The sequence below is a fragment of the Nocardiopsis tropica genome, from assembly GCF_042660575.1.
In the GTDB taxonomy this organism is placed as follows: domain Bacteria; phylum Actinomycetota; class Actinomycetes; order Streptosporangiales; family Streptosporangiaceae; genus Nocardiopsis; species Nocardiopsis tropica.
Genome location: NZ_JBHSUF010000016.1, coordinates 103,066 through 125,035 on the forward strand (window position 1 = coordinate 103,066; position 21,970 = coordinate 125,035).

Sequence of the window (21,970 nt, forward strand, 5' to 3'; positions counted from 1 at the left end):
GGTGCAGCCACCACGGCGCCCAGACCTCCCGACAGGGTTCCGGGCCGCGCGGCGAGCACGCCCGGATGTGCGGGCTCGCCGAACGGCTACAGGCGGAGCGCGCGGCGCGTCAGAGCAGCCCCTTCAGATAGGCGCCGGTCCGGCTGTCCGGGGCGGCGGCGATCCTCGACGGATCCCCCTGGGCGACGATCCGGCCGCCCTCGGAGCCGCCGCCCGGGCCCAGGTCGATGACGTGGTCGGCGGTGGCCACGACCCGCATGTCGTGCTCGGCCGCCACGACGGTGGCGCCGGCCCCGACCAGGTCGTGCAGGCGGCCCATCAGCACGTCGGTGTCGTACGGGTGGAGCCCGGTGGTGGGCTCGTCGAGCAGGTAGACGGAGTCGGCGACCCGGCGGCGCTGGAGCTCGGTGGCCAGTTTGATCCTCTGCGCCTCGCCGCCGGAGAGCTCGGTGGCCGGCTGGCCCAGGCGCAGGTAGCCCAGCCCGACCCCGGCCAGGGTCTGCAGCGACCGCCGCACCGACGGCTCCCCGGTGAAGAAGCCCTCCGCCTCCTCGACCGACATGGCCAGCACGTCCGCCACCGTGCGCCCCCGGTACCGCACCCGGAGGGTGTCCTCGTTGTAGCGGGACCCGCCGCAGGCCGGGCACGGGGCGTAGGCGGTGGGCAGGAACAGCAGCTCCACCGACACGAACCCCTCCCCCTCACAGGTCGGGCAGCGTCCGCCCACGACGTTGAAGGAGAACCGGCCCGGCCCGTAGTCCAGGGCCCGCGCCTCCTCGGTGGCGGCGAAGAGCTTGCGCACCGTGTCGAAGAGCCCGGTGTAGGTGGCCAGGTTGGAGCGCGGGGTCCGCCCGATCGGCTGCTGGCTGACCCACACCACCCGCCCGTGCCCGGCGGCGCGGTCCGCGACCGCCGCCAGCAGGGTGGACTTGCCCGAACCGGAGACCCCGGTGACGGCGGTGAACACCCCCAGGGGGACGTCGGCGTCCAGCCCCCTGAGGTTGTTGCGGGTGACCCCGCGCAGTTCCAGGTGTCCGCGGGGCGTGTGGGGGCGCCTCTCCGGCAGGGCGTCGTGGAACAGGTAGCGGCGGGTCACCGACTCCGGGACGTCGCGCAGCCCCGCCACCGGACCGCTGTAGAGGACCCTCCCGCCGCGCTCGCCGGCCTCCGGGCCCACGTCCACGATCCAGTCGGCCCCGCGCACGATGTCCAGGTCGTGCTCGACGAAGCACACGGTGTTGCCCCCGTCCCGCAGGCGCCGCAGGATCCCCGACAGCGCCTCGCAGTCGGCCGGGTGCAGGCCCGCCGAGGGCTCGTCCAGGACGTAGACCACGCCGAACAGGCCCGTGCCCAGCTGGGTGGCCAGCCGGATCCGCTGGAACTCGCCGGTGGACAGGGTCGGGACCGGGCGGTCCACGCTCAGGTAGCCCAGCCCCAGTTCCTCCAGCACCTCGACCCGGCCGGTGATCTCCCCGGCCAGCGCCCCGGCGGCGCCGGCGTCCTCCCGCCAGGGGCGCAGCAGGGCGGCCAGCTCGGTCAGGGGCAGCCCCGCCACCTCGGTGATGGTGCGGCCCGCGAAGGTGACCCGCAGCGCCTCCCGGCGCAGCCGCCTCCCGCCGCACTCGGGACAGGTCCGGTCGACCATGAACCCCGCCGCCCGGCGGCGCCGCGCCTCGCTGGCCGAGGAGGCGTACGCCTTGAGCACCAGACGCCGGGCGCTGCTGTACTCGCCCTGGTAGCTGCGGTGCACGCGGCCCGCCTCCCGGACCGGGTGGACGGTCACCACCGGCTGCTCCTCGGTGAACAGGATCCACTCGCGCTCCTCCCGGGACAGCTCCCGCCAGGGCCGGTGGATGTCGTACCCGAGGGTGTCGAGGATGTCGCGCAGGTTCTTGCCCTGCCAGGCCCCCGGCCAGGAGGCGACGGCGCCGTCGGCGATGCTCAGCGAGGGGTCGGGCACCAGCGACTCCTCGGTGACCTCGTGCTCGACCCCCTCCCCGTGGCAGACGGGGCAGGCTCCGGCCACGGTGTTGGGGGAGAAGGAGTCCGAGTCCAGGCGGTCCGCGCCGGGCGGGTAGGTCCCGGCGCGGGAGAACAGCATGCGCAGCGTGTTGGAGACCGTGGTGAGGGTGCCCACGGTGGACCGGACCGACGGCGCGGTGCGCGGCTGGGCCAGGGCCACGGCCGGGGGCATGCCGGTGATGTCGTCCACCTCCGGGGCCGGGAGCTGTTGGAGCAGGCGCCGCGCGTACGGCGCCACGGACTCCAGGTACCGGTGCTGGGACTCGGCGTACAGCGTCCCGAAGGCCAGCGAGGACTTGCCCGACCCCGAGACGCCGGTGAAGGCCACCAGCGCGTCGCGGGGCAGCTCCGCGTCCACGTTTTTCAGGTTGTGGATGCGGGCTCCGCGCACCCGGATGCGGTCGTCGTGGTTTTCCATGGGACCAGGCTTACCCGGTCGCGGTCCCCGCCGGTTCCATGGATCGTCCGGGTACGGCAAACACCCCGGGTCCCGCACGCCCCGGGCCGGACGGGGCCGGCCCGGGAGGGGCGTGCGCGCTCCCCGGTCACGGGTTCCGGGAGACCCGGCCACGTTCTGCCCAACTCCGGTCGCCCCGGCCGCCGTCGGCGGGCGCGGTCCCGGCCGCCCCGCCCACAGCCCCCGCACCGAGGCGGTCACGGGGCCCGGCCGCCTCCCCGCCGTACGGGCGCCCGACGCGGCTCTGTGCGCCCCCGGTCGGCCCCGTGTCAGCGGTCGGCGGGACCGCTGTGCGCGCTGCGCGTGCGCCCGGCGGGACCGGTGCCGGCCCCGCGTGGGCGGCCCCTCCTTTCGTGGCCTGGTCCCGACCGCCCACCGAGGGAGACACACCATGTGGACCGGACCGCTGCACACCGCCGAGCGCGAGTTCCTGCGTTCGGACCTGGACCCGCGAGAACTCGCCGCCCTGCTCGAACCGTTCACCGACCCGCGCCCCGCGACGCTGCTGGAGGTGCGCGAGGCCCTGCTCTCGGGCGCGGTCGCGCGCCAGGTGCGCGACGCCGTCTGGCGGCGGGTGATCACCGACGCCCGCCTGTCGGAGGAGTGGATGGTCGCCGCCGTCGGCCTGGCCGTGCCCGGGTTGAAGGCGTGCGCGCGGCGGCTGTGCGAGGGCCTGGACGGCCGCGCGGCCGAGGACGTCCAGGGGGAGGTCCTGGCGGGTTTCATCGCCGCCGTCCACGAGATCGACACCGGCTGGTACCGGCTGCCGTGGATGCTGCGCTGCCGAGCCCAGCGGGCCGGCCTGCGGGCGCGCCGTGACGCCCTCGCCCACCCGGTGGCGGGGGAGGGGCCCGAGCGGGGCGCCCTCGCGCCCCGGCCGCCCGGGAGCCCCGACCTGGTGCTCCGGGACGCCGTCCGCCAGGGCGTGCTCAGCGAGTCGGAGGCGTGCGTCATCGGCCTCACCCGGCTGGAGGGCGTCCCGCTGACCCGGTTGGCGAGAGAACGGGGGACCGCGTACTGGAAGCTCGCCAAGCGGCGCTCCCGCGCCGAGAAGCGCCTGGCGGACGCGGTCCGCTCCGGCCGGGTCGCCGCCCGCTCGCCGGTCCCGGCGCCGGCCTGAGGGTCCGGACCGGGTAAAGGAAAGCCTTGACCCGGTCCAATCCCGCCCCTCCACCGGCTTCTTTCCCAGTAGGCGAGCGGAAGGGGGCGGGATGGGGGATTCGCGCGGTACGGGACGGACGCGGCGCCTGCCGGCGGCACGGACCTGCGTCCTCGCGGCGGGAGCGGCTCTGGCGCTCGTCGCCCTCGGCGGCGACCCGGCCGCGGCCGAGGTGGAGGCCTACACCGTCCACATCAACGAGGTCGTCCGGCGCCTGACCCGGGTGGGGCAGAGCATCGCCGTCTCCTTCGCCGTCCTGTTCACCGTGGTCGCCGGTCTGCGCTGGATCCTGGCGGGCGGCGAGCCGGGGGAGATCGACAAGTCCAAGCGCGCCTTCGCCGGCGCGGGCATGGGCTACCTCGTCGCCTTCTCCGGCGAGGTGATCCTCCTGGCCCTGGACTACGTCAACGGCTACGACGCGTGACGGGGGCGCCGGGGAGGCCGGGGGAGCCGGAGGAGCACGGGGACGCCGCCACGGAGCAGACCTACGCGGAGGTCTTCGACTGCGGTGCCCTCGAGGTCTCCTGCCACATCACCCAGTGGTTCCACGGGCTGGTCGTCGGCGTCCTGGACCCCCTGCTGGGCTGGGTCGCGGGAAAGCTGTTCGCGACCCCCGGGCCGACCGCGGGGGTGACCGCCGTGTGGGAGGGCGTGTCCGCCACCGCCAACGCCCTCTACCTGCTCCTCGTCCTCGCCGCCGGGTTCGTCCTCATGGCACACCACAGCGTCCAGGCCCAGTACGGGGCCAGGGAGGTCCTGCCGCGCCTAGTGGTGGGGTTCGTCGCCTCCAACGCGTCGCTGAACGTGGTGGGCCTGGTGGCGGAGGCCTCCACCGCCGTCGCCCGGGCCGTCGGCGACGACGGCATCGACGCCGGCGCCGCCGCCCGCCACCTGAGCAGCAGGTCCACCCCCTTCCTCGCCGACGAGACCTCGGCGGTGGTGCTGTTCCTGCTGGTCCTCGTGGTCCTGCTCGTGCTGTGGGTGGTCGTGGAGATCGTCCGCGTGGTCATCGTGATCCTGCTGATGGTCGGCGGCCCGCTCATGCTGATGTTCCACGGGCTGCCGCAGACCAACCGGGTCGCGCAGATGTGGTGGCGGACCCTGGCCGCGGTGTGCCTCGTCCCGGTCGCCCAGGCGATCGCGTTCGTGGCGCTGACCCGCGTCTTCTTCGAGGGCGACACCCGGGCGCTGTTCGGGGTCGTGCACATCGTGCGCGGCGAGGCCGACCTCTTCGACCTCTTCCTGCTCCTGGTGCTCGTCTACGTCCAGATCCGCATCCCCGTGTGGGCCTACAGGGCCGTGTGGTCCCCGCCGGCCGGAAGGTCTCCGGCGGCGGACGCCGCCAGGTCCCTGGCCTCGACCGCGGTCCTGGTCGCGGTCACGGCCGCCACCGGAGGGGGAGGGGCGCTCGCCGCCGCGGCCCGGAGCACGGGCGGCCGGACCGGCGCGCTCCTGCGGGCGGTCGAGCGCCGCCCGCGCGCCGAGGCGGGCGTCCCCGCCCTCCCCAGGCGCGTGCGCACCTGGCGCTTCGGCACCCCGGACTCCGGATCCTCCCCCGGCTCCGCGTCCTCCGCGCCGCACCGGCCAGCCGCCGCCCCCACCTCCCGGAGCGCACCGGGACCCGCGCACGCCCCGCCACGGGGACGGGGAGGGCCGGCGGACGCGGCCGCGCACCGGAGGCCCCGCAACGCCCCGGCCCCGCCGCCCGCAGGACCGCCGCCCGCAGGACCGCCGGACAGACGGGGAGGGACGCCCCGGGCCGTCCCGCGCCGCCCGGGCACACCGCCCGCGACCGGGGCCGACGCCTCCGCCACACGGCCGGAGCCGCCACGGGACCGCGGCGCCGAGCCGCGGCGCGGGCGGACCCCGCCGGACCCCGACGCCCGGCCGGCACGGCCCCGGGCCGAGCCCGGGCACCGCCGACACGTTCCGCCCCGGCACCGGCCGCGGCGCGAGACCTGAACCGACACCGAAGGACGGCCCCATGGACCAGGACGCCTCCACCTGGCGGGCACGCGTGCCCGCCGACATCGACCGCCCCGAACCCGTGCTGTGGAACCTCACCGCGCGCCAACTGCTGCTCATGGCCCCCGCGGCACTGGCCTCCTGGGCCGTGTTCTCCGCCGGATCCGGACACCTGCCGGCGTGGCTGCTGGGGATCGCGGCGGCCGTACTGCTCGGCCCCGCCTGGGCCCTGGCGTGCGGCCGCAGGGACGGCGTCGGCCTCGACCGCCTCGCCTGGTCGGCCCTGCGCTGGAGGACCGCCCCCCGGACGCGGCGGGCGGACGAGGCCCTGCCCGCGGTCGGCGCCGACGGGGTGGTGGACCTGGGCGGCAGGTCCGCCGTCGTCCTCGCCTGCACCAGCGTCCCGCTCCACCTGCTCTCCGGGGAGGAGCAGGACCGGACTCTGGCCACGTTCGCCGCCCTGCTCGACTCCCTGGCCGAACCCGTCCAGATCCTCGTCCGGCGGCGCCCCACGGACCTGGCCCCGCACGCCCGGCGGCTGCGCCGCGACGTCCCGAGGCTTCCCGCAGGGCTGCGCCGCGCGGCCCTGGCCCACGCCGCGTTCCTCGACGACCTGCAGGCCCGCCACGAACCCACCCGCCACAGCGTCCTGCTCGTCCTCACCTCCGACGGCGCCCCGGAGAGGGCGGGGGAGGCGCTCCTGCGCCGCGCCGAGGACACCGCCTCCCACCTGGCGGCGCTCGACGTCCGCGCCCTGACCTGCGACGGACCCACCGCCGAACGGCTCATCCGGGAGTCCCTCCCCACCGCCGGCACCGAGGGGGCCCACCGGTGACCGCACCCGAGATCCGCCTGCGCCCGCGCCGCCTGGACGCGGACGGCTGGTTCGCCCGGACGATGGTCGTCACCGGCTACCCGCACCAGGTGCGCGCCGGATGGGCCGACCCGCTCCTGTCCTTCCCCGGCAGGGTGGACGTGGCCTGCCACCTCACCCCGGTGCCCGGACCGCTCGCCGCCCGACGCCTGCGCCGGTGCCGCGCACGCCTGGAATCGGCGTGGCGCACCGACACCGCCCACGGACGCCTGGAGGACCCCCAGCGCACCGCCGCGGCCGAGGACGCCGCGGACCTGGCCGAACGCGTGGCGCTGGGGGAGACGCGCCTGTTCCGGCTCGCCGTCTACGCCACCGTGCACGCGCCCACACCGGAAGAGCTGGACGCCGACGTGCGCCGCCTGGCGGCGCTGGCCGGATCGATCCTGGTCGACCTGTCGCCCGCCACCTACCGCGCCTGGGAGGGATGGCGCTCCACCCTGCCGCTGGGAACCGACACCCTGCGCACCGGGCGGACCGTGGACACCGAGGCCGTCGCGGCGCTGATGCCCTTCGCCGGGGCCGAACTCCCCGCCGGCGCCGGACGCACCGCCGTCGTCCACGGGGAGAACGCCCACTCCGGCGGGCTGGTGGTCTGGGACCGCTTCCACGGCGGCCTGGACAACGGCAACGCCGTCATCCTCGCCCGCAGCGGCGCCGGAAAGTCCTACCTGGCCAAACTCGAACTCCTGCGCTCCCTCTACACCGGTGTGCAGGCGAGCGTGATCGACCCCGCCGACGAGTACGGGCGCCTGGCCGAGGCCGTCGGCGGCGACCGCGTCCGCCTCGGGCTGCCCGGGGGCCGCCTCAACCCCTTCGACCTGCCCGCCGCCGAGGACCGGGCCCCCACCGCCCGGGCCCTGTTCCTGCACACCCTGGTGACCGCCATGGTCGGCGCCCTCACCGCGGACGAGGGCGCCGTCCTCGACCGGGCCGTCCTGGACGCCTACGCCGGACGCGGCATCACCCCCGACCCCGCCACCTGGCACCGCACACCACCGGTCATGGCGGACCTGGGCACGGCCCTGCGCGACTGGACCGGCCCGGCCGAGCAGGCCGGCGCCGCACACACCCTGGCCGCCAGGCTCGGCCCCTTCACCCACGGCTCCCGCCGGGGCCTGTTCGACGGACCCACCACCGCCCGCCTCACGGGCCACCTCACCGTCGTCTCACTGCGCCACCTGCCCGAGGAGCTCAAGACCGTCGGACTGCTCCTGATCCTGGACGCCCTGTGGCGCCGCGCCCGCGACCCCGCCGACCGCAGACCCCGGCTCATCACCATCGACGAGGGCTGGACCCTGCTCCGCGACCCGGTCGGGGCCCGCTACCTGTTCGACCTCGCCAAGAACGCCCGCCGCCACTGGACCGGGCTCACGCTCGTCACCCAGGACGTCGCCGACCTGCTCGCCACCGACCTCGGCCGCGCCGTCGCCGCCAACGCCGCCACCCAGATCCTGCTCCGCCAGGCCCCGCAGAACCTCGACGCCGTGTGCGAGTCCTTCCACCTCTCCCGGGGAGAGCGCCGGATCGTCGCCACCGCCGAACGCGGCAGCGCCCTCCTGGCCGCCGGCCGCCACCGCGCCGTGTTCCGCGCCCTCGCCTCACCCGTCGAACACCGGCTGATCACCACCGACCCCGCCGAACTCGCGCACCTGGAAGGCGAAGACCGATGAGCGCCCTGTTCCCGGCCACCGCTGCCGCCACCGCCGGAGCCGCCCTGCTGCTGTGGGCCGCCTCCGTCATCGCCCTGCGCCTCGCGCGCACCTCCTACCTCTCCCGAGGGGCCCACACCCTGGAGATCCACGCGCCGCCCCGGACCACCGTCGACCACGCCCTCGCCTTCTGGACCCACACCCTCGGACTCCTGCGCCCGCGCTGGACCCACCGACTCGTCCCACCCCACCTGGCCTGGGAGTACGTCGCCTCCGCCGACGGGGTGCGCATCCAGATCTGGGTCCCGGGCACCGTCGACGCCCACGCCCTCGCCCGCGCCGTGGCCGCCGACTGGCCCGGCGCCACCACCCGCCTGCGCCGCGCCACCGCCGCCATTCCGCGGGGCGAACACGTCACCGGGAGCTGGCAGCGGCTGGCCCGCGGCGACCAGTACCCGCTCCGCACCGGCTTCACCGACGACCCCCTGCGCAACCTGTTCGGCGAACTCTCCGACCTCACCCCGGGCCAGCACGCCGTGGTCCGCGTCTGCGCCCGCCCCGCCGGACCGCGCCGGGCGGCCGGCGCCCGCACCGCCGCCGCACGCCTGCGCGGCCTCGGCACCCCGCACCTGGCGACCGGCACACCCTTCCGCGGCGGCGGCCGCACCACCCTGTACCCCGGGACCGCGGACGACGTGCGCGCCATCCTCACCAAGGCCGCCTCACCCCGACTGGCCTGCCAGGTCATCGTCCTGACCAGCACCGAGCACCCCGGCCGCCCGGCGGCGGGACGCCTGCGCGCCCGTGCCAAGGGCATCACCGCCTTCCTGTCCGCCTACACCTCCGGCCTCAACGGGTTCCGCCGCCAGTGGACCCCCTTCCCCGGCCTGTGGACGGGCCGCCGCCACCTGGCCCGAGGCTCCCTGCTCAGCACCGCCGAACTCGCCGCCATCGCCCACCTGCCCACCGACGCGGCCGTCCCCGGACTCACCCGTGCGGGCGCCCGCCGCGTCGCCCCCGACCCGCGGGCACCCCGCGCCGGCCGCGTCCTGGGCGAGGCCGACGCCGGCCCGCGCCGCCCCGTCGCCACGGGGATCGCGGAGGCCCGCCAGCACACCCACGTCATCGGCAAGACCGGCTCCGGCAAGTCCACGCTCCTGGCGCGCATGGTCCTCCAGGACGCCGAGGCCGGACGCAGCGCCCTGCTCCTCGACCCGCGCGGCGACCTCGTCCTGGACGTCCTCGACCGCCTGCCCAGACGCTCCGTCGACGCCACCGTGGTGTTCGACCCGGCCGACCCGACGCCGCCGCCCCGGCTCAACGTCCTGCGCCTCGGCACCCCCGAGCACGCCGCCGACACCCTCACCGGCATCTTCCGCAGGATCCACGCCTCCTCCTGGGGGCCGCGCACCGAGGACATCCTCAGGGCCACCTCCCTGACCCTCGCCCGGGCCCAGGACCCCGGCCTGACCATCGGGCACATCCCGCGCCTCCTGGCCGACGACGCCTTCCGGGCGGGAGTCCTCACCGGACAGCGCCCCGATACCGCGCTCGACGACTTCTGGCACTGGTACACGCTCCAGTCGCCGCAGATGCGCGCCGCCGCCACCGACCCGCTCCTGAACAAGCTCCGCGCGATCCTGCTCCGCCCCTGGGCCGCGTCCGTCCTGGCCTCCGGGGCCTCCACCGTCGACCTGCCCCACCTGCTCGACCACGGCGGCCTGATCCTCATGCGCCTGCCCAAGGGCCGCCTGGGCGAGGACACCGCGTCGCTCGTCGGCACCCTGGTCCTGGCCGCCGCCTGGAACGCCGTCACCGCCCGCGCCACCACGCCCGAGCACCGGCGCCCGGACACCTGCCTCTACCTGGACGAGGCCGCGAACTTCCTGCGCCTGCCCGGCTCGGTCGCCGACATGCTCGCCGAGGCCCGCGGCTACCGCACCGCCATGGTCATCGCCCACCAGGAACTCGGCCAGCTCCCGCCCGCCACCCGCGCCGCCGTGGCCGCGAACTGCCGCACCAAGGTCTTCTTCACCACCTCACCGGACGACGCCGCCACGCTCGCCCAGCACACGCTCCCGCACCTGAACGCCCACGACCTCTCCCACCTGGGGCCCCACCAGGCCGCCGTGCGCACCCTGCACGGCGCCGCCGAACTGCCCGCGTCCACCATGCGCACCGAGCCCCTGCCCGAACCCGTCAACGGCCGCGCACGCCAGGTCCGCAAGGCCGCCCGCCGCTTCGCCCCGCAGCCCGAACGCACCCGACGTACCGACCCGCGCCGACAGGAGCACCACCGCTGATGGCCACCATCCGACTCACCGAGCGCGACCTGCGCATCCTGGACACCCTGCACCTCCACCGCGTCCTGACCACCCCGCAGATCGGCGAACTGTTCTTCTCCGGCACCGCCTCGCGCGCGGCCCAGCGCCGCCTGCTCGGATTCGCCGAGAACGACCTCGCCGACCGCTTCACACCCCGCCACCCCGGCTGGAACGCGCCCCACCACTGGACGCTCGGACCCGAGGGCGCCAGGGTCGTCGCCACCCGGCTCGGCCTCACCCCGAAGCAGATCGGCTACCGGCCCGACACCCACCTGCGCCTGCGCGCCTCCACCCGGCTCGGCCACGCCACCGGCCTGGCCCAGACCTACGTGCGCTTCGCCACCACCGCCCGCGCCACACCCGGAGCCACGCTCCAGCGCTGGTGGTCCGAGGCCCGCTGTAGCACCGCCTGGGGGCACCGCGTCTGCCCCGACGGCTACCTGCGCTGGCGCCAGGACGGAACCACCCTGGACGCCTTCGTCGAGTACGACACCGGCACCGAGCCGCTGGTCCGCCTCACCGAGAAGATCAGCCGCTACCGCGACCTCGCCGTGGAGACACGGCTGGCCACCCCGGTCCTGTTCGTCGTCCCCGGCCCCAGGCGCCTGACCAGCCTGTGCCGCGTCCTGGACGGCGGCCCCCGGGTACCGGTCCACGTGACCACGCACGCCCGGCTCGCCTACCCCGGCCCCACCCGCCCCGTCTGGCGCAGGGCGGGCGACCCCGACTGCGGTGTCCGCCCGCTCGTCGACCTCGCCTGACCGGTGCTCAAACCGGTCGTCGGGACCACCGCCCTCGTCATGGTGCTGGTCGCGGTGCTCGGCGCGGTCGGGACGGGGAGCGGCGAGCGCGAACGCGTCGAGGACGCGCGGGCGCAGGCGGGGGAGGTGCCCGGAATACCCGCGGTCCTCCTCGACGCCTACCGGCGCGCCGCCCGCGGCCTGGAGCAGCGGCACCCGGACTGCACGGGGATGAGCTGGGCGGTCCTGGCGGGCATCGGCCGTGAGGAGTCCGACCACGCCGCCGGCCACACCATCGCGCCCGACGGGGACACCGACCCGCCCGTCGTCGGACCGAGGCTGGACGGCACCGGAGCTGGCGGCAACCGCACCGCCCACACGGACAGTGACAAGGGACGTTGGGACGGTGACACGGAGTACGACGCCGCGGTGGGGGTAACCCAGTTACTGCCGACGTGGTGGGCCGGGCACGGAGTGGACGGCGACGGGGACGGCGAGGCCGACCCGCACAACGTCTACGACGCCACCGCCTCCACCGCCGCGGAACTGTGCACCGGCCACCCCCTGGCGACGGTGGACTTCACCCACGAGGAACAGCTCGCCGACGCGCTCTCGCGCTACAACCCCTGGGACACCTACGTTGAGAACGTCCTGGCCAACATCGCCGAGTACGAGGAGTTCGACACCGCAGCGGACGGAGGGCACGCCGTGAGCGGATCCGGCGGCGAGAAGGGCCGGACCGCCGCCGAATGGGCCCTCGAACAGGTCGGCAAGCCCTACGTGTGGGGCGGGACGGGCCCCGAGGGGTTCGACTGCTCGGGCCTGGTCATGAAGGCCTGGCAAGCCGCGGGGGTGCGGATCCCGCGCGTGACCACCGACCAGGTCGATGCCGGGGAGACGGTCGCCCTCGACTCCCTCGTCCCCGGCGACCTGCTCTTCTACGACACCGGCAGCGGCCCCGCCCCCTCCCACGTGACCATCTACGCCGGCGACGGCAAGATGGTCAACGCCGCCCGGTCGGGGACGGACATCCGCGTCGAGCCCGTCGAGGGGCCGTACTACTCCGCCCGCTTCATGTCCGCGACCCGCCCGGGGTAGGGGAGGGAGAGGGAACCGGGGAGCCGGTGACCTCTGCCGTGCCGAGGTGGTTCAGGGCGGTCGCGATCTGCGCCGATGAGTGCTCGCCCAGGTCGTAAGGTTGCGTTGGGAGACGGTCGCGGCTGTGGAGAGCCACTGGGCGACGGGTGTCCCTCACGCTGGAGCGCAGGGTGGTTTCCGTCCCGGCGAAGGTCCCTCGGTCACCGGAATGGTTGATCGGGATGGAGTCCTCCCGCTGGTCACGACGGATCACCGTCGCGGCCGTGCTGCTGCTCGCGGGCATCGCCGCAGTGGTGTCCCGCTCCCACATGTACGAACTCGCCCTGCGCCACGGCTCGGCCCGCCCCGGTGCAGGAGTTCGTGTGTCGACGTCCGGCCCGAAGGGAGCCCCTGCCCATGATGGTCCCCACCGACGCGCTGGCGGAGCTGCGGCGGATCCACGAGCACGAGCCCGCACTGCTGGACGGCCCGCTGCCCGAGTGGGGACTCACTCCGTTGTCGGGAGGCCGCAGCAACCGCGTTTACCGATGGGACAGCCCGGCCGGCCCGGTGTGCCTGAAGCTGTACCGCACCGACAAGCGCGACCGCTCCGGCAGCGAAGCCCTGGCTCTGTCCCATCTGGAACGGCACGGTGTGGACCGGGTGCCCCGGCTGTTGTGGCACGACGACCATGATGTGCTGCCTGCCGCAGCCTTGACGCTGCTGCCCGGCGCCCTGCTGGAAGCCGATGCGCACCTGGGCAGGCCCTGGCCTGCGCTGGTCGAAAAGCTGCGCGAGATGCTGAACGTGCCGGTCGGCCCGTTCGCCGAGCTGTCGCGGTCGGAGTCGGCCGACCACTACATCCACCGCATCACCCGGGTGTGGGCGCCCGCCCTGCGCGAGGCCGAACCGGGCCCGCTCACCCGCGACCTGGAGGCGATGTTGGCGGTGTGGGAGGACGCCGGTGACGCCCACACCTTGGCCGCCCCTGCGCCACGGGTGTTCTCCCATGGCGACAGCAACCTGCTCAACTGGCTGTGGAACGAGGCCACCGGAACGATCGCGGTGGTGGACTTCGAGTTCGCCGGGTACAGCGATACGGCCTACGAGGCCGCCGAACTGGTCGAGCACATCAGCATGCGCCACATCGACGACGACACCCTGCGCGCCCTGGCCGTGGACATAGGCGTCGACGGCGGTCACCGGGAGCGGTTCCTGGCCGCGCAGCGCACCTGCGCGCTGCGGTGGCTGGCGGTGCTGTGGCGGCAGCGCGGCAAGCGGGCAGAGGAGTTCGACGTCCAACGCGAGCGGGTGCGGCTCCTCCAGCAGGCGCCGTTCCTGTGAGCCGCGGGCTCGCCCCCTGAAAGGGTCGGGCCCGCGCCTGCCATCGATAGCTCCGAGCACGGCTGTGCTGGACGCCTCTTTCACGCGCTGAGTTGCCGGACCTGTGATGCCGTGTCCGCGGTGGGCAGGGCCGCCGAGGCCAGGAGGGCCAGCTTCTCCGCGTCCGAGGACCCGGCGTCCGGGTGGTACACCACGAGTTGCAGGGTCTCGGCCCCGCCGATGCTCAGCCGCTCCCTGTTGAGGTTGAGCTCCCCGACCTGCGGGTGGTCGAACCGGAGCTTCTCCCCGCGCTGTCCCCGCACCTCGTGCCGGGCCCAGAGCTGGCGGAACCGGGCGCTGGCCAGGGCCAGCTCTCCGGTGAGTTCGATGAACCGGGGGTCGTCGATCTCGTTGCCCACGGCCTGCCGCAAGTTCGCGATGTAGCATTCCGTGACGTTCTCCCACTCCGGGTGCAGAGCCTGCTCCGCCGGATCCAGGAACATGTCCCGCAGCTGGTTGCCCCCCACCACCAGGCGCGGAGAGAGCTGCCTGGCCAGGGCGTTCGAGGCCAGGATGTCGAAATACCGGTCCTCGACGAAGGCCGGTTGGGCGAGGGAGTCCAAGAGCTTGAGCGTGCCAGGAGGCACACTCTCCTTGCGCGGCCGCCGTCTGCGCCTGCGCGGTGTCTCGGCGACCAGGGTCGACAGGTGGGCGAAGTGGGCGTCGTCGAGGCGCAGCACCCGCGCGATCGACTCGAGCACCTGCGCCGAGGGGTTGCGATCGCGGCCCCGCTCCAGCCGCAGGTAGTAGTCCGCGCTGATCCCGGCGAGCATGGCGACCTCCTCGCGCCGCAGCCCGGGAACACGCCGCACGCCGAACTCGGGGATACCCGCCTGCTCGGGTGACACCAGTTCGCGTCGAGCACGCAGGAAAGCGCCCAGGGGGTTCGATGTCTCACTCATACGACCAGCCTAAGGAGTGCCGGGGCGGACAGAGGGGGCCCTGTCACACCCCAGGCTCCGGAGGGCCCTGTCGTCGACGCGCGACCGTGCATAGCGTTCCCCACGACCCGATCGCGACATCTATTTCGAGGGGACGGGCATGACCGTCACATTGATCACCGGCGCCAACAAGGGCATCGGTTTCGAGACAGCCCAACAGCTGGTGGCGTTGGGCCACACCGTCTACATCGGCGCGCGCGACGTCGGACGGGGCGAGAGGGCGGCGGCGGAGGCCGGCGCGCGCTTCGTGCAGCTCGACGTGACCGACGACGCGTCGGTGGCCGATGCGCTGGGCGCCATCGACTCGGCCGAGGGCCGGCTCGACGTCCTGGTGAACAACGCGGGAATCCAGGTGCTCGGGGCCCCCGACGGTCCCACGGCCCTGCGGGTCTTCGACACCAACGTGGTGGGCATCGTGCGCGTCACGGAAGCGGCGCTGCCCCTGCTTCGCAGATCCTCCAACCCCACGGTGGTGACCGTGTCGAGCAGTGCCGGGTCGTTCTGGGCGGTGACCAACCCCGACCGGCCGGAGTTCCACCTGCCGTCCGCTCTCGCCCTCTACTCCGCGTCCAAGACGGCGGCCACCATGCTGACGCTCCAGTACGCCAAGTCCGAGCCGGGCATCAGGTTCAACGCGCTGGAGCCCGGCACCACCGCCACGGACATGACGGCCGCCTTCGGAATCGGAAGGCCGCCCGCGGAGAGCGCGAGGGCCGTCGTGCGTCTGGCGGGTCTCGACGCCCACGGTCCGACCGGGACCTTCCAGGACGAATTCGGGGAGCTGCCCTGGTGAGCCCGTGCGGACCCCGGAGGAGAAGCAGGAGCGACCGCCGTCACGGCCGGTCCGCGGAGGGCATCGCGAGTCGTCGGGATTCCGGTGCGGTTCCCGACCGGGTCCGGAGAGGAAGACGTCATGGCCGACTTTGACATCCACGAGTTCTACCGTCGTTACGTCGGGGAGCTCAACGCCCACAAGTTCGACGGCATGGACGAGTTCATCCACGACGAAGTCGTGCTGAACGGTGTTCCGGGCACCCGGGACACCGTCATCGCGCTCCAGAAGGCGGACATCGAAGCAGTGCCGGACCTCCACTGGGAGGTCCAGGAGTTCCTCGTCGACGGCGACCGCGCGGCGGTCCGTGCGATCAACACGGGAACCCCCGTGAGGGAATGGCTCGGAGCGGCTCCCACCGGAGCCTCGTTCGAGATCGTCGAATACGCCGTCTACGAGATCCGGGACGGACGCTTCGCGCAGATGACAGCCCTGCACGACGCCTCGGATCTGGATCGGCAACTGGCCGGCTGACCACCGGGGCCGCAGCCGGCCCCTTCATCGAACCTTCCGGACGCCCGGTCCCCGCCTGCCTCCGCACGAACGCCTCCCGGGCGGCGCCGTAGCGGTTCCGGCAGGCGGGGAGCGTTCTCTCCGTGGGCTTCCGGCGCGGGGGCCTCAGGTCGCCCCGGCCGTCCTCCCGGCCTCGGAAGCCGGCCGTCCTGATCGCCGGGCCCCCGGGAGGCCGGCTCCCTCACGCCTCCCAGGCGGAGCGGCGCAGCAGGCGTGCGCCGTTGAGCGCCACCAGCACGGTGGATCCCTCGTGCCCGGCCACCGCCAGCGCCAGCGGCAGCGTGGCGACCAGGTCCCACGTGACCAGGACCGTGATCACGGTGGCGGCGACGGCGAGGTTGGCGATCACGTACCGGCGGGCCCTGCGGGACAGGCGCACCAGGTTGGCCACCGAACCGAGTTCGTCCCGCACGATGATCACGTCGGCGGTGTCCAGGGCCAGGTCCGAGCCCCGGCGGCCCATGGCCGCCCCCGTGGAGGCCGCCGCCAGGGCGGGGGCGTCGTTGACGCCGTCGCCGACCAGCAGGACCCTCTCGCCTCGGGCCTCCAGGCCGGTGACGAGGGCGACCTTGTCCTGTGGCAGCAGAGAGGCGTGTACCGTGCCGATGCCGGTGCGCTCGGCCACCGTGGCCGCGGCGGCCGGGTTGTCGCCGGTCAGCAGTACCGCGGGAGCTCCGATGAGGTCGGCTGCGGCCCGGACCGCCGCGGGGGCGTCCGGACGCAGCCGGTCCGTCAGCGTGATCGTTCCGATCAGCGACTCGTCGCGTCGCACCTGTACCAGGGTGCCGGTGGTGGAGGAGTCGGCGGCGCCCCGCTCGACGGTCACGGTGCTCCCGTCCACACGGCCGACGACCCCGAGTCCGGGCAGGGCCCGAAAGCCGGTGACCTCCTGCAGGGGCAGGCCGCGTTCGGCGGCGGCGCGCACGATCGCCCGGCCCAAGGGGTGTTCGCTGTAGTGCTCGACCGCCGCGGCCAGGGCCAGGACCGTGTCGGCGCCGTGGCCGGTCACGGGACCGATGTCCGTGACCTCGGGGGCGCCCTCGGTGAGGGTGCCGGTCTTGTCGAAGGCGATCACAGTGGTGCGGCCGATGCCCTCCATGACGGTCGCGGACTTGACCAGGACGCCGTGGCGGCCGGCGTTGGCGATGGAGGCCAGCAGCGGCGGCATGGTGGAGAGCACCACCGCGCAGGGGGAGGCGACGATCATGAACACGATCGCGCGCAGCAGCGCGTCCTCGAAGGCGTGGCCGAAGAACAGCATCGGCACGGCCAGTACCAGGAGGGTGGCGACGACCACGCCGAAGGAGTAGGTCTGTTCGACCTTCTCGATGAACAGCTGGGTCCTGGCCTTGGTCTCGGAGGCTTCCTCGACCAGGGTGACGATGCGCGCGATCACGGATGCGGAGGCGGGCCGGGTGACCTGCACGGTGAGGGTGCCGGTGCCGTTGACGGTGCCCGAGAGGACCTCGTCGCCCATCCCGCGGACCACGGGCACGGACTCGCCGGTGATGGCTTGCTGGTCGACCTCGCTGGTTCCCTCGACCACGGTCCCGTCACCGCCGATGCGTTCCCCGGGGCGGACCAGGATGCGCTCCCCGGGCTCCAGCTCGCGGCTGGCGACCGTGGTCGTGGTGCCGTCCCCGTGCAGGAGGGTGGCCTGTTCGGGGGCCAGGTTCAGCAGGGAGTCGACCGAGTCCGCGGTGCGCTGGGTGACGACGACCTCCAGTGCGCCGGAGGTCGCGAAGATGACGATGAGCAGGGCCCCGTCGAAGACCTGCCCGATCGAGGCCGCGGCGATGGCGGCGACGATCATCAGGAGGTCGACGTCCAGGGTCTTCTCGCGCAGGGCGCGCAGCCCGGCCAGGGCGGGTTCCCAGCCGCCGGTGGCGTAGCAGGCCAGGTAGAGGCTCCACCACAGCGGCGCCGGGGCGCCGCTCAGCTGGAGCCCCCAACCCAGGAGGAACAGGGCCAGCGCGGCCAGGGCCCAGCGCACCTCGGGCAGCTTCAGGCCGGTGGCGAGGACCGAAGGGGGCCGGGGCAGGACCCGGTCCTGGACGACGGCCGGAGCCCGGGGCGGTGTCATGCCTGTTCCTGGGCGGTGTCGCCGGTGTCTGCGGCGGGGCAGGGGGCGGCCGTGCCCCGGTGCGGGCGCGCATCGACTCCGGCACGGTGGTGGGCGGGGGTTTCCTCCAGGGCGTGCTCGGCCTGGAAGACCGCCTGGGCGACCAGTTCTCGGGCGTGCTCGTCCTGGAGGCGGTAGAAGACCCGGGTGCCCTCCTGGCGGGTGGCCACGATCCTGCCCCAGCGCAGTTTGGCCAGGTGCTGGGAGACGGTGGTCGGCGACTTGCCGACGGCTTCGGCGAGCTCGCCGACCGAGTGCTCGGTTTCGCGCAGGGCCAGGATGATCCTGATCCTGGTGGGGTCGGCGAGGAGTCTGAACACCTCCGCCGCGAGATCCACGTAGGGGCTGTCCGGCCCGAAGCTGCAAACCTTCTTACCTTCACTCATACGAATATAATAAGGTTCGAGTACTCCGAGGGCAAAGCGGGGGCAGTGCGGCGCCGACGCGCTCGGGCGCGGGGGCGCCTCGGCCCGCTCCCGGACGGGGTGGCCTCGAAGGCGGGGGCCGGGCCGTCCCACGGGTCGTCACCGACGCCGTGGAACGGCCCGGCCCCGGTCGACGGGGCCGCCTCTCGCGGGGATCTCCGGCCTGGACGACGTCACCGGGGTGCTTCGCAGCGATGCGGCCCGGCCTTCGCTCCGGCAGGAGACCCTGGCTCAGAACGCGTCGGGGTAGAGGCGGTGGGCGATCGTCTCCACCGCCTCGATGTTTCCGAGGGTGCCGGGGTGCAGATCGCTGGAGGGAACGGCGATGAGGAGGTCGTTCTCCACGGCGGGAAGGTCGGGGAAGGTGCTGCGAAGGTAGTCGAGCGACCGCTCCTCGTTCCCGGGCCCGCTCACTCCGAACACGATGGCGTCGGGGGCCCGGCTGATGATCTCCTCGGGGTTGATCTCGGCGGCGAAGAAGTCCGCGAACTCGGGGGAGTCGGGATCGAAGACGTTGTCCCCGCCGGCCGTGGCGATGATGTCCGCCTCGACGCCGGCGCCGATCGCCGACAGCGAGTTGCCCTCGATGAAGACCTGGGCGACGGTGGGGCGCGGCGAGCCGCTGATCGCGGATTCGACGGCGGCCAGCCGCTCCTCCGACTCCTGGGTGAGCTCCTCCGCGGCGTCGGGAACACGCAGGATCTCACCGAGGTTGGCGATGTCCGTCAACAGGTCGGTGACCTCTGCGGTGTTGCGGCGCTCCGCGCATCCCCCGGTCGCGACATAGGCCTCGGCGCCGTTCTGGTTCAGCTGGTCGATTCCGGCGAAGCCCTGTTCGGCGGTGAACTCGTACTCCGTGGGGGAGACGACGAGATCGGGTTCGACGGCGAGCAGGTCCTCACGGGCCGGCGGCGCGTCGGTGCTGATCTCAGGGACGTCGGCCGCGTGTTCGGCGATGTCGTCCGACAACGGTGAGACGGCGGTCTGGGCCTGGCCGACCAGGGAGTCCTGGACGCCGAGCCGGATGAGCAGTTCGGTCTGGGAGGGCATCATCCCGACGATGCTGGTGGGCGTGGCCCCGAAGGAGAGTTCGCGTCCGCAGTTGGTGATCACCACCGCTTCCCCCGCATCCGCGCTCTCCTCCGGGCTGACGACCCCCGTGCCGCAGGCGGTCAGCAGCAAGGGCGCCACGAGAGCGGTGCACGCGACCGCGAGGTCCGGGAGACGGCCGCGGAACACCGACGGGGTCTCGGCTGAGGGATGTGTCATGGGGCTTCGGTCTCTTCCTGGGTTCGGGAGAACTGGTGGGTCGTGGGGCGGCCGTTCGGACTCTTCGGACTGCGGGAGTCGAAGAGGAAATGGCGCCGTCCGGAAAGGGGGTGGGCGACCGAGGTCGAGTCCACACCGAAGACCGAGCGGATCAGGTCGGTGTGGAGGACTTCCTCCGGAGCGCCGAGAGAGAGCAGGCGTCCCTGGTGGAGAACGCCGACGGTGTCGCATGAGCGCGCCGCGAGGTTCAGGTCGTGCAGAGCGACCAGGACGGTGCGGTCGGTGGACCTGATCAGATCGAGGAGTTCGATCTGGTGGGCGATGTCGAGGTGGTTCGTCGGTTCGTCGAGGACCAGGACCGGGGTGTCCTGGGCGAGCGCGCGGGCGAACAGGACCCGTTGCCGCTCACCCCCGGACAGGGCGGAGAACGAGCGGTCCTCCAGATGCGCGGCTCCCACGCGTTCCAGGGCCTGTTGCGCTGTGGCGATGTCCTGGTCGGAGTCGCGACCGTATCCGCGTCCGTGCGGGATCCGCCCGAGCAGGACCATGTCGAGCACGGGCATCTCGAACTCCTCGCTGTGCTCCTGGGCCATCACCGCCACGCGACGGGCCAGGTCCGTGCGTTTGAGGGCGGTGATGTCGGTGCCGTCCAGGCTCACACGTCCGGACGAGGGAGCGGCCAGGCCGGAGGCCACCCGGAGCAGTGTGGACTTGCCGCTCCCGTTGGGACCGAGCAGTCCCAGCACGGAGCCCGAGGGCACCTGGATGCTCACGTCGCTCACGACCGGCCGTCCACCGCGGTGGGCGGCCAGGTGCTCGATGTCCACCCTCATCGGTCCACCCCCACGCTTCCCGCGCGGTCCCGCCGCAACAGCCACAGGAAGAAGGGCGCTCCGACCAGTGCGGTGAGCACGCCCAGCGGGATCTCCGACGGGGCGGCGAGGGTACGGGCCAACAGGTCGCAGGTCGCGAGGAACGCCGCACCTCCCAGGAGAGCGACCGGGAGCATCTTCCGGTGGTCGGCGCCGACGAGGATGCGTGAGATATGGGGGATGACCAGGCCGACGAAGCCGATGCCGCCGCAGACCGCGACCACGGACCCGGTCAGCAGGGCCGCGGCGACAAGGACCCCGCTGCGCATCCGGTTGACGTTGACGCCCAGTGACGCGGCCGCGTCGTCTCCGATGAGCAGGGCGTTGAGGGCGCGCGCCCGGAACGCCGCGTAGAGTCCCACGGCGATCAGGGCCGCCACCGGCAGGGCGAGGTGTGCCATCGTGGCGGCGGAGACCGAGCCCAGCAGGAAGAACATGATGCTGAAGACGTTCTGGGCGTCGGTGGCGATGGTCAGGTAGCTGGTCACGGCGCTGAACAGGGAGCCGAGGGCGACCCCCGCGAGGATGAGGCGCTGTGGTGCGATGCGCCCGTTCTTGTGGGCGAGGAGGTAGACGGCCGCCGTGGCCATCAGGGCTCCCACGAACGCCGCGGTTCCCATCCCCAGGGAACTGACACCGACGCCCAGCACGATGAACGACACCGCGCCGACGCCCGCGCCGGCGGAGACGCCCAGGATGTAGGGCTCGGCCAGGGAGTTGTGCACCACGGCCTGCATCAGCGCACCGGCCAGGGCGAGTGCGGCCCCGGCGGTCGCGGCCAGGAGCGCGCGGGGGAGCCGGAACTGCCAGATGGCGTTGTCCTGCAATGTGCTCAGTGATCCGTCGGACATCCAGGGCATGCCGGGCACGAGGTGGCCGATGACGATACGCAGGGCGTCCGTCGGGGAGACGGGGATCGTCCCGACGGTCGTCGACAGCAGGAGGACCGCCACCAGGACGAGAACGAGGGTCGGCACGAGTAGGCGAACGGCGAGGGCGCCGCGTCGTCGGCGGCCGGCTGCTCGCGTGGTTCCGGGGGGACCCTGCGGGCCGTCGGGCGCGTCACCCTCTGGCCGCGCCCTGCGCAGCAGGAGGTGAAGGGGGGTCGGCGCGCGTCCCCCCGTGGTTGTTCTTGCCATCAGCGGTGGTTGCTCTTTCAGGTGGTCTGTGGCCAGGTCGTGCGTGACCCGGTCGGGGCGGCGAAGCTGAGGACGGTCGCCCCGGGAAGGTGGGGGCTGGCGAGGTGGTTGCTGCCGTGACCGGTGCGCGGCACGCGCCACACGGTGGCGTCGCCGCCTGCGCGCCGCACCGCTCGGACGACCGCCGCGGTGTCGGCGGTGTTCACC

General features: G+C 73.8%; 19 protein-coding genes. 11 read left to right on the top strand and 8 right to left on the bottom strand.

What is annotated here, in order from left to right; translation table 11 throughout:
* Positions 1-109: 109 nt before the first annotated feature.
* On the bottom strand, positions 110-2,440 hold the full coding sequence (locus tag ACFQBR_RS24215; protein WP_344183685.1) for an excinuclease ABC subunit UvrA: 2,331 nt from the start codon (positions 2,438-2,440) through the stop codon (positions 110-112).
* A 430-nt stretch (positions 2,441-2,870) separates the two neighbouring features.
* Here ACFQBR_RS24215 and ACFQBR_RS24220 point away from each other — a divergent pair, with 430 nt between their 5' ends.
* The 9 genes from ACFQBR_RS24220 (at position 2,871) to ACFQBR_RS24260 (ending at position 13,611) form a co-directional block, all read left to right on the top strand.
* Positions 2,871-3,599 (top strand): hypothetical protein, encoded by a 729-nt coding sequence (locus tag ACFQBR_RS24220; RefSeq protein WP_344183683.1) that lies wholly within the window; start codon positions 2,871-2,873, stop codon positions 3,597-3,599.
* Between the two features lie 91 nt (positions 3,600-3,690).
* Complete coding sequence (locus ACFQBR_RS24225; protein ID WP_344183680.1) at positions 3,691-4,062, top strand: hypothetical protein; 372 nt, start codon at positions 3,691-3,693, stop codon at positions 4,060-4,062.
* On the top strand, positions 4,059-5,600 hold the full coding sequence (locus ACFQBR_RS24230; RefSeq protein ID WP_378554491.1) for a hypothetical protein: 1,542 nt from the start codon (positions 4,059-4,061) through the stop codon (positions 5,598-5,600). Before ACFQBR_RS24225 ends, ACFQBR_RS24230 begins: the two co-directional genes overlap by 4 nt.
* Before the next feature lie 22 nt (positions 5,601-5,622).
* A complete protein-coding gene (locus ACFQBR_RS24235; protein ID WP_378554493.1) occupies positions 5,623-6,438 on the top strand; it encodes a PrgI family protein in 816 nt (271 codons plus the stop codon).
* Positions 6,435-8,147, top strand: coding sequence for a VirB4 family type IV secretion system protein (locus ACFQBR_RS24240; protein ID WP_344181962.1), 1,713 nt, complete (start codon positions 6,435-6,437; stop codon positions 8,145-8,147). Before ACFQBR_RS24235 ends, ACFQBR_RS24240 begins: the two co-directional genes overlap by 4 nt.
* Positions 8,144-10,429, top strand: coding sequence for a type IV secretory system conjugative DNA transfer family protein (locus ACFQBR_RS24245; RefSeq protein WP_378554495.1), 2,286 nt, complete (start codon positions 8,144-8,146; stop codon positions 10,427-10,429). Before ACFQBR_RS24240 ends, ACFQBR_RS24245 begins: the two co-directional genes overlap by 4 nt.
* Positions 10,429-11,211 (top strand): replication-relaxation family protein, encoded by a 783-nt coding sequence (locus ACFQBR_RS24250; protein ID WP_344181966.1) that lies wholly within the window; start codon positions 10,429-10,431, stop codon positions 11,209-11,211. The genes ACFQBR_RS24245 and ACFQBR_RS24250 overlap by 1 nt, the downstream gene beginning before the upstream one ends.
* Before the next feature lie 3 nt (positions 11,212-11,214).
* Positions 11,215-12,288: a C40 family peptidase gene (locus ACFQBR_RS24255; protein WP_344181968.1), complete on the top strand. Its 1,074-nt coding sequence runs from the start codon at positions 11,215-11,217 to the stop codon at positions 12,286-12,288.
* Between the two features lie 396 nt (positions 12,289-12,684).
* On the top strand, positions 12,685-13,611 hold the full coding sequence (locus ACFQBR_RS24260) for an aminoglycoside phosphotransferase family protein (RefSeq protein ID WP_344181970.1): 927 nt from the start codon (positions 12,685-12,687) through the stop codon (positions 13,609-13,611).
* 80 nt (positions 13,612-13,691) lie between these two features.
* Here the strand turns inward: ACFQBR_RS24260 and ACFQBR_RS24265 are convergent, their stop codons facing one another.
* On the bottom strand, positions 13,692-14,552 hold the full coding sequence (locus tag ACFQBR_RS24265) for a helix-turn-helix domain-containing protein (protein ID WP_344181972.1): 861 nt from the start codon (positions 14,550-14,552) through the stop codon (positions 13,692-13,694).
* A gap of 139 nt (positions 14,553-14,691) precedes the next feature.
* Between ACFQBR_RS24265 and ACFQBR_RS24270 the strand changes: the two genes are divergently transcribed.
* Both ACFQBR_RS24270 and ACFQBR_RS24275 read left to right on the top strand, forming a co-directional pair.
* Positions 14,692-15,384, top strand: coding sequence for an SDR family NAD(P)-dependent oxidoreductase (locus ACFQBR_RS24270; RefSeq protein ID WP_344181974.1), 693 nt, complete (start codon positions 14,692-14,694; stop codon positions 15,382-15,384).
* 120 nt (positions 15,385-15,504) lie between these two features.
* Positions 15,505-15,897 (top strand): ester cyclase, encoded by a 393-nt coding sequence (locus ACFQBR_RS24275; RefSeq protein WP_344181976.1) that lies wholly within the window; start codon positions 15,505-15,507, stop codon positions 15,895-15,897.
* A gap of 220 nt (positions 15,898-16,117) precedes the next feature.
* Here the strand turns inward: ACFQBR_RS24275 and ACFQBR_RS24280 are convergent, their stop codons facing one another.
* From ACFQBR_RS24280 to ACFQBR_RS24305, 6 genes are all read right to left on the bottom strand, one after another.
* Positions 16,118-18,019: a heavy metal translocating P-type ATPase gene (locus ACFQBR_RS24280; protein WP_344181978.1), complete on the bottom strand. Its 1,902-nt coding sequence runs from the start codon at positions 18,017-18,019 to the stop codon at positions 16,118-16,120.
* A complete protein-coding gene (locus tag ACFQBR_RS24285) occupies positions 18,016-18,444 on the bottom strand; it encodes an ArsR/SmtB family transcription factor (RefSeq protein ID WP_344181980.1) in 429 nt (142 codons plus the stop codon). Before ACFQBR_RS24285 ends, ACFQBR_RS24280 begins: the two co-directional genes overlap by 4 nt.
* Positions 18,445-18,714: 270 nt before the next feature.
* A complete protein-coding gene (locus tag ACFQBR_RS24290) occupies positions 18,715-19,752 on the bottom strand; it encodes an ABC transporter substrate-binding protein (RefSeq protein ID WP_344181982.1) in 1,038 nt (345 codons plus the stop codon).
* On the bottom strand, positions 19,749-20,585 hold the full coding sequence (locus ACFQBR_RS24295) for an ABC transporter ATP-binding protein (protein ID WP_344181984.1): 837 nt from the start codon (positions 20,583-20,585) through the stop codon (positions 19,749-19,751). Before ACFQBR_RS24295 ends, ACFQBR_RS24290 begins: the two co-directional genes overlap by 4 nt.
* A complete protein-coding gene (locus tag ACFQBR_RS24300) occupies positions 20,582-21,601 on the bottom strand; it encodes a FecCD family ABC transporter permease (protein ID WP_344181986.1) in 1,020 nt (339 codons plus the stop codon). Before ACFQBR_RS24300 ends, ACFQBR_RS24295 begins: the two co-directional genes overlap by 4 nt.
* Positions 21,602-21,780: 179 nt before the next feature.
* Positions 21,781-21,969, bottom strand: a complete 189-nt coding sequence (locus ACFQBR_RS24305; RefSeq protein ID WP_344181988.1) for a hypothetical protein — start codon at positions 21,967-21,969, stop codon at positions 21,781-21,783.
* Position 21,970: the final 1 nt, after the last annotated feature.

Coding starts and splice junctions, on each gene's coding strand:
- ACFQBR_RS24225 (WP_344183680.1), top strand. CDS start 3,691: ATGGGGGATTCGCGCGGTACGGGACGGACGCGGCGCCTGCCGGCGGCA.
- ACFQBR_RS24290 (WP_344181982.1), bottom strand. CDS start 19,752: ATGACACATCCCTCAGCCGAGACCCCGTCGGTGTTCCGCGGCCGTCTC.
- ACFQBR_RS24270 (WP_344181974.1), top strand. CDS start 14,692: ATGACCGTCACATTGATCACCGGCGCCAACAAGGGCATCGGTTTCGAG.
- ACFQBR_RS24250 (WP_344181966.1), top strand. CDS start 10,429: ATGGCCACCATCCGACTCACCGAGCGCGACCTGCGCATCCTGGACACC.
- ACFQBR_RS24265 (WP_344181972.1), bottom strand. CDS start 14,552: ATGAGTGAGACATCGAACCCCCTGGGCGCTTTCCTGCGTGCTCGACGC.
- ACFQBR_RS24245 (WP_378554495.1), top strand. CDS start 8,144: ATGAGCGCCCTGTTCCCGGCCACCGCTGCCGCCACCGCCGGAGCCGCC.
- ACFQBR_RS24285 (WP_344181980.1), bottom strand. CDS start 18,444: ATGAGTGAAGGTAAGAAGGTTTGCAGCTTCGGGCCGGACAGCCCCTAC.
- ACFQBR_RS24275 (WP_344181976.1), top strand. CDS start 15,505: ATGGCCGACTTTGACATCCACGAGTTCTACCGTCGTTACGTCGGGGAG.
- ACFQBR_RS24235 (WP_378554493.1), top strand. CDS start 5,623: ATGGACCAGGACGCCTCCACCTGGCGGGCACGCGTGCCCGCCGACATC.
- ACFQBR_RS24260 (WP_344181970.1), top strand. CDS start 12,685: ATGATGGTCCCCACCGACGCGCTGGCGGAGCTGCGGCGGATCCACGAG.
- ACFQBR_RS24280 (WP_344181978.1), bottom strand. CDS start 18,019: ATGACACCGCCCCGGGCTCCGGCCGTCGTCCAGGACCGGGTCCTGCCC.
- ACFQBR_RS24220 (WP_344183683.1), top strand. CDS start 2,871: ATGTGGACCGGACCGCTGCACACCGCCGAGCGCGAGTTCCTGCGTTCG.
- ACFQBR_RS24295 (WP_344181984.1), bottom strand. CDS start 20,585: ATGAGGGTGGACATCGAGCACCTGGCCGCCCACCGCGGTGGACGGCCG.
- ACFQBR_RS24215 (WP_344183685.1), bottom strand. CDS start 2,440: ATGGAAAACCACGACGACCGCATCCGGGTGCGCGGAGCCCGCATCCAC.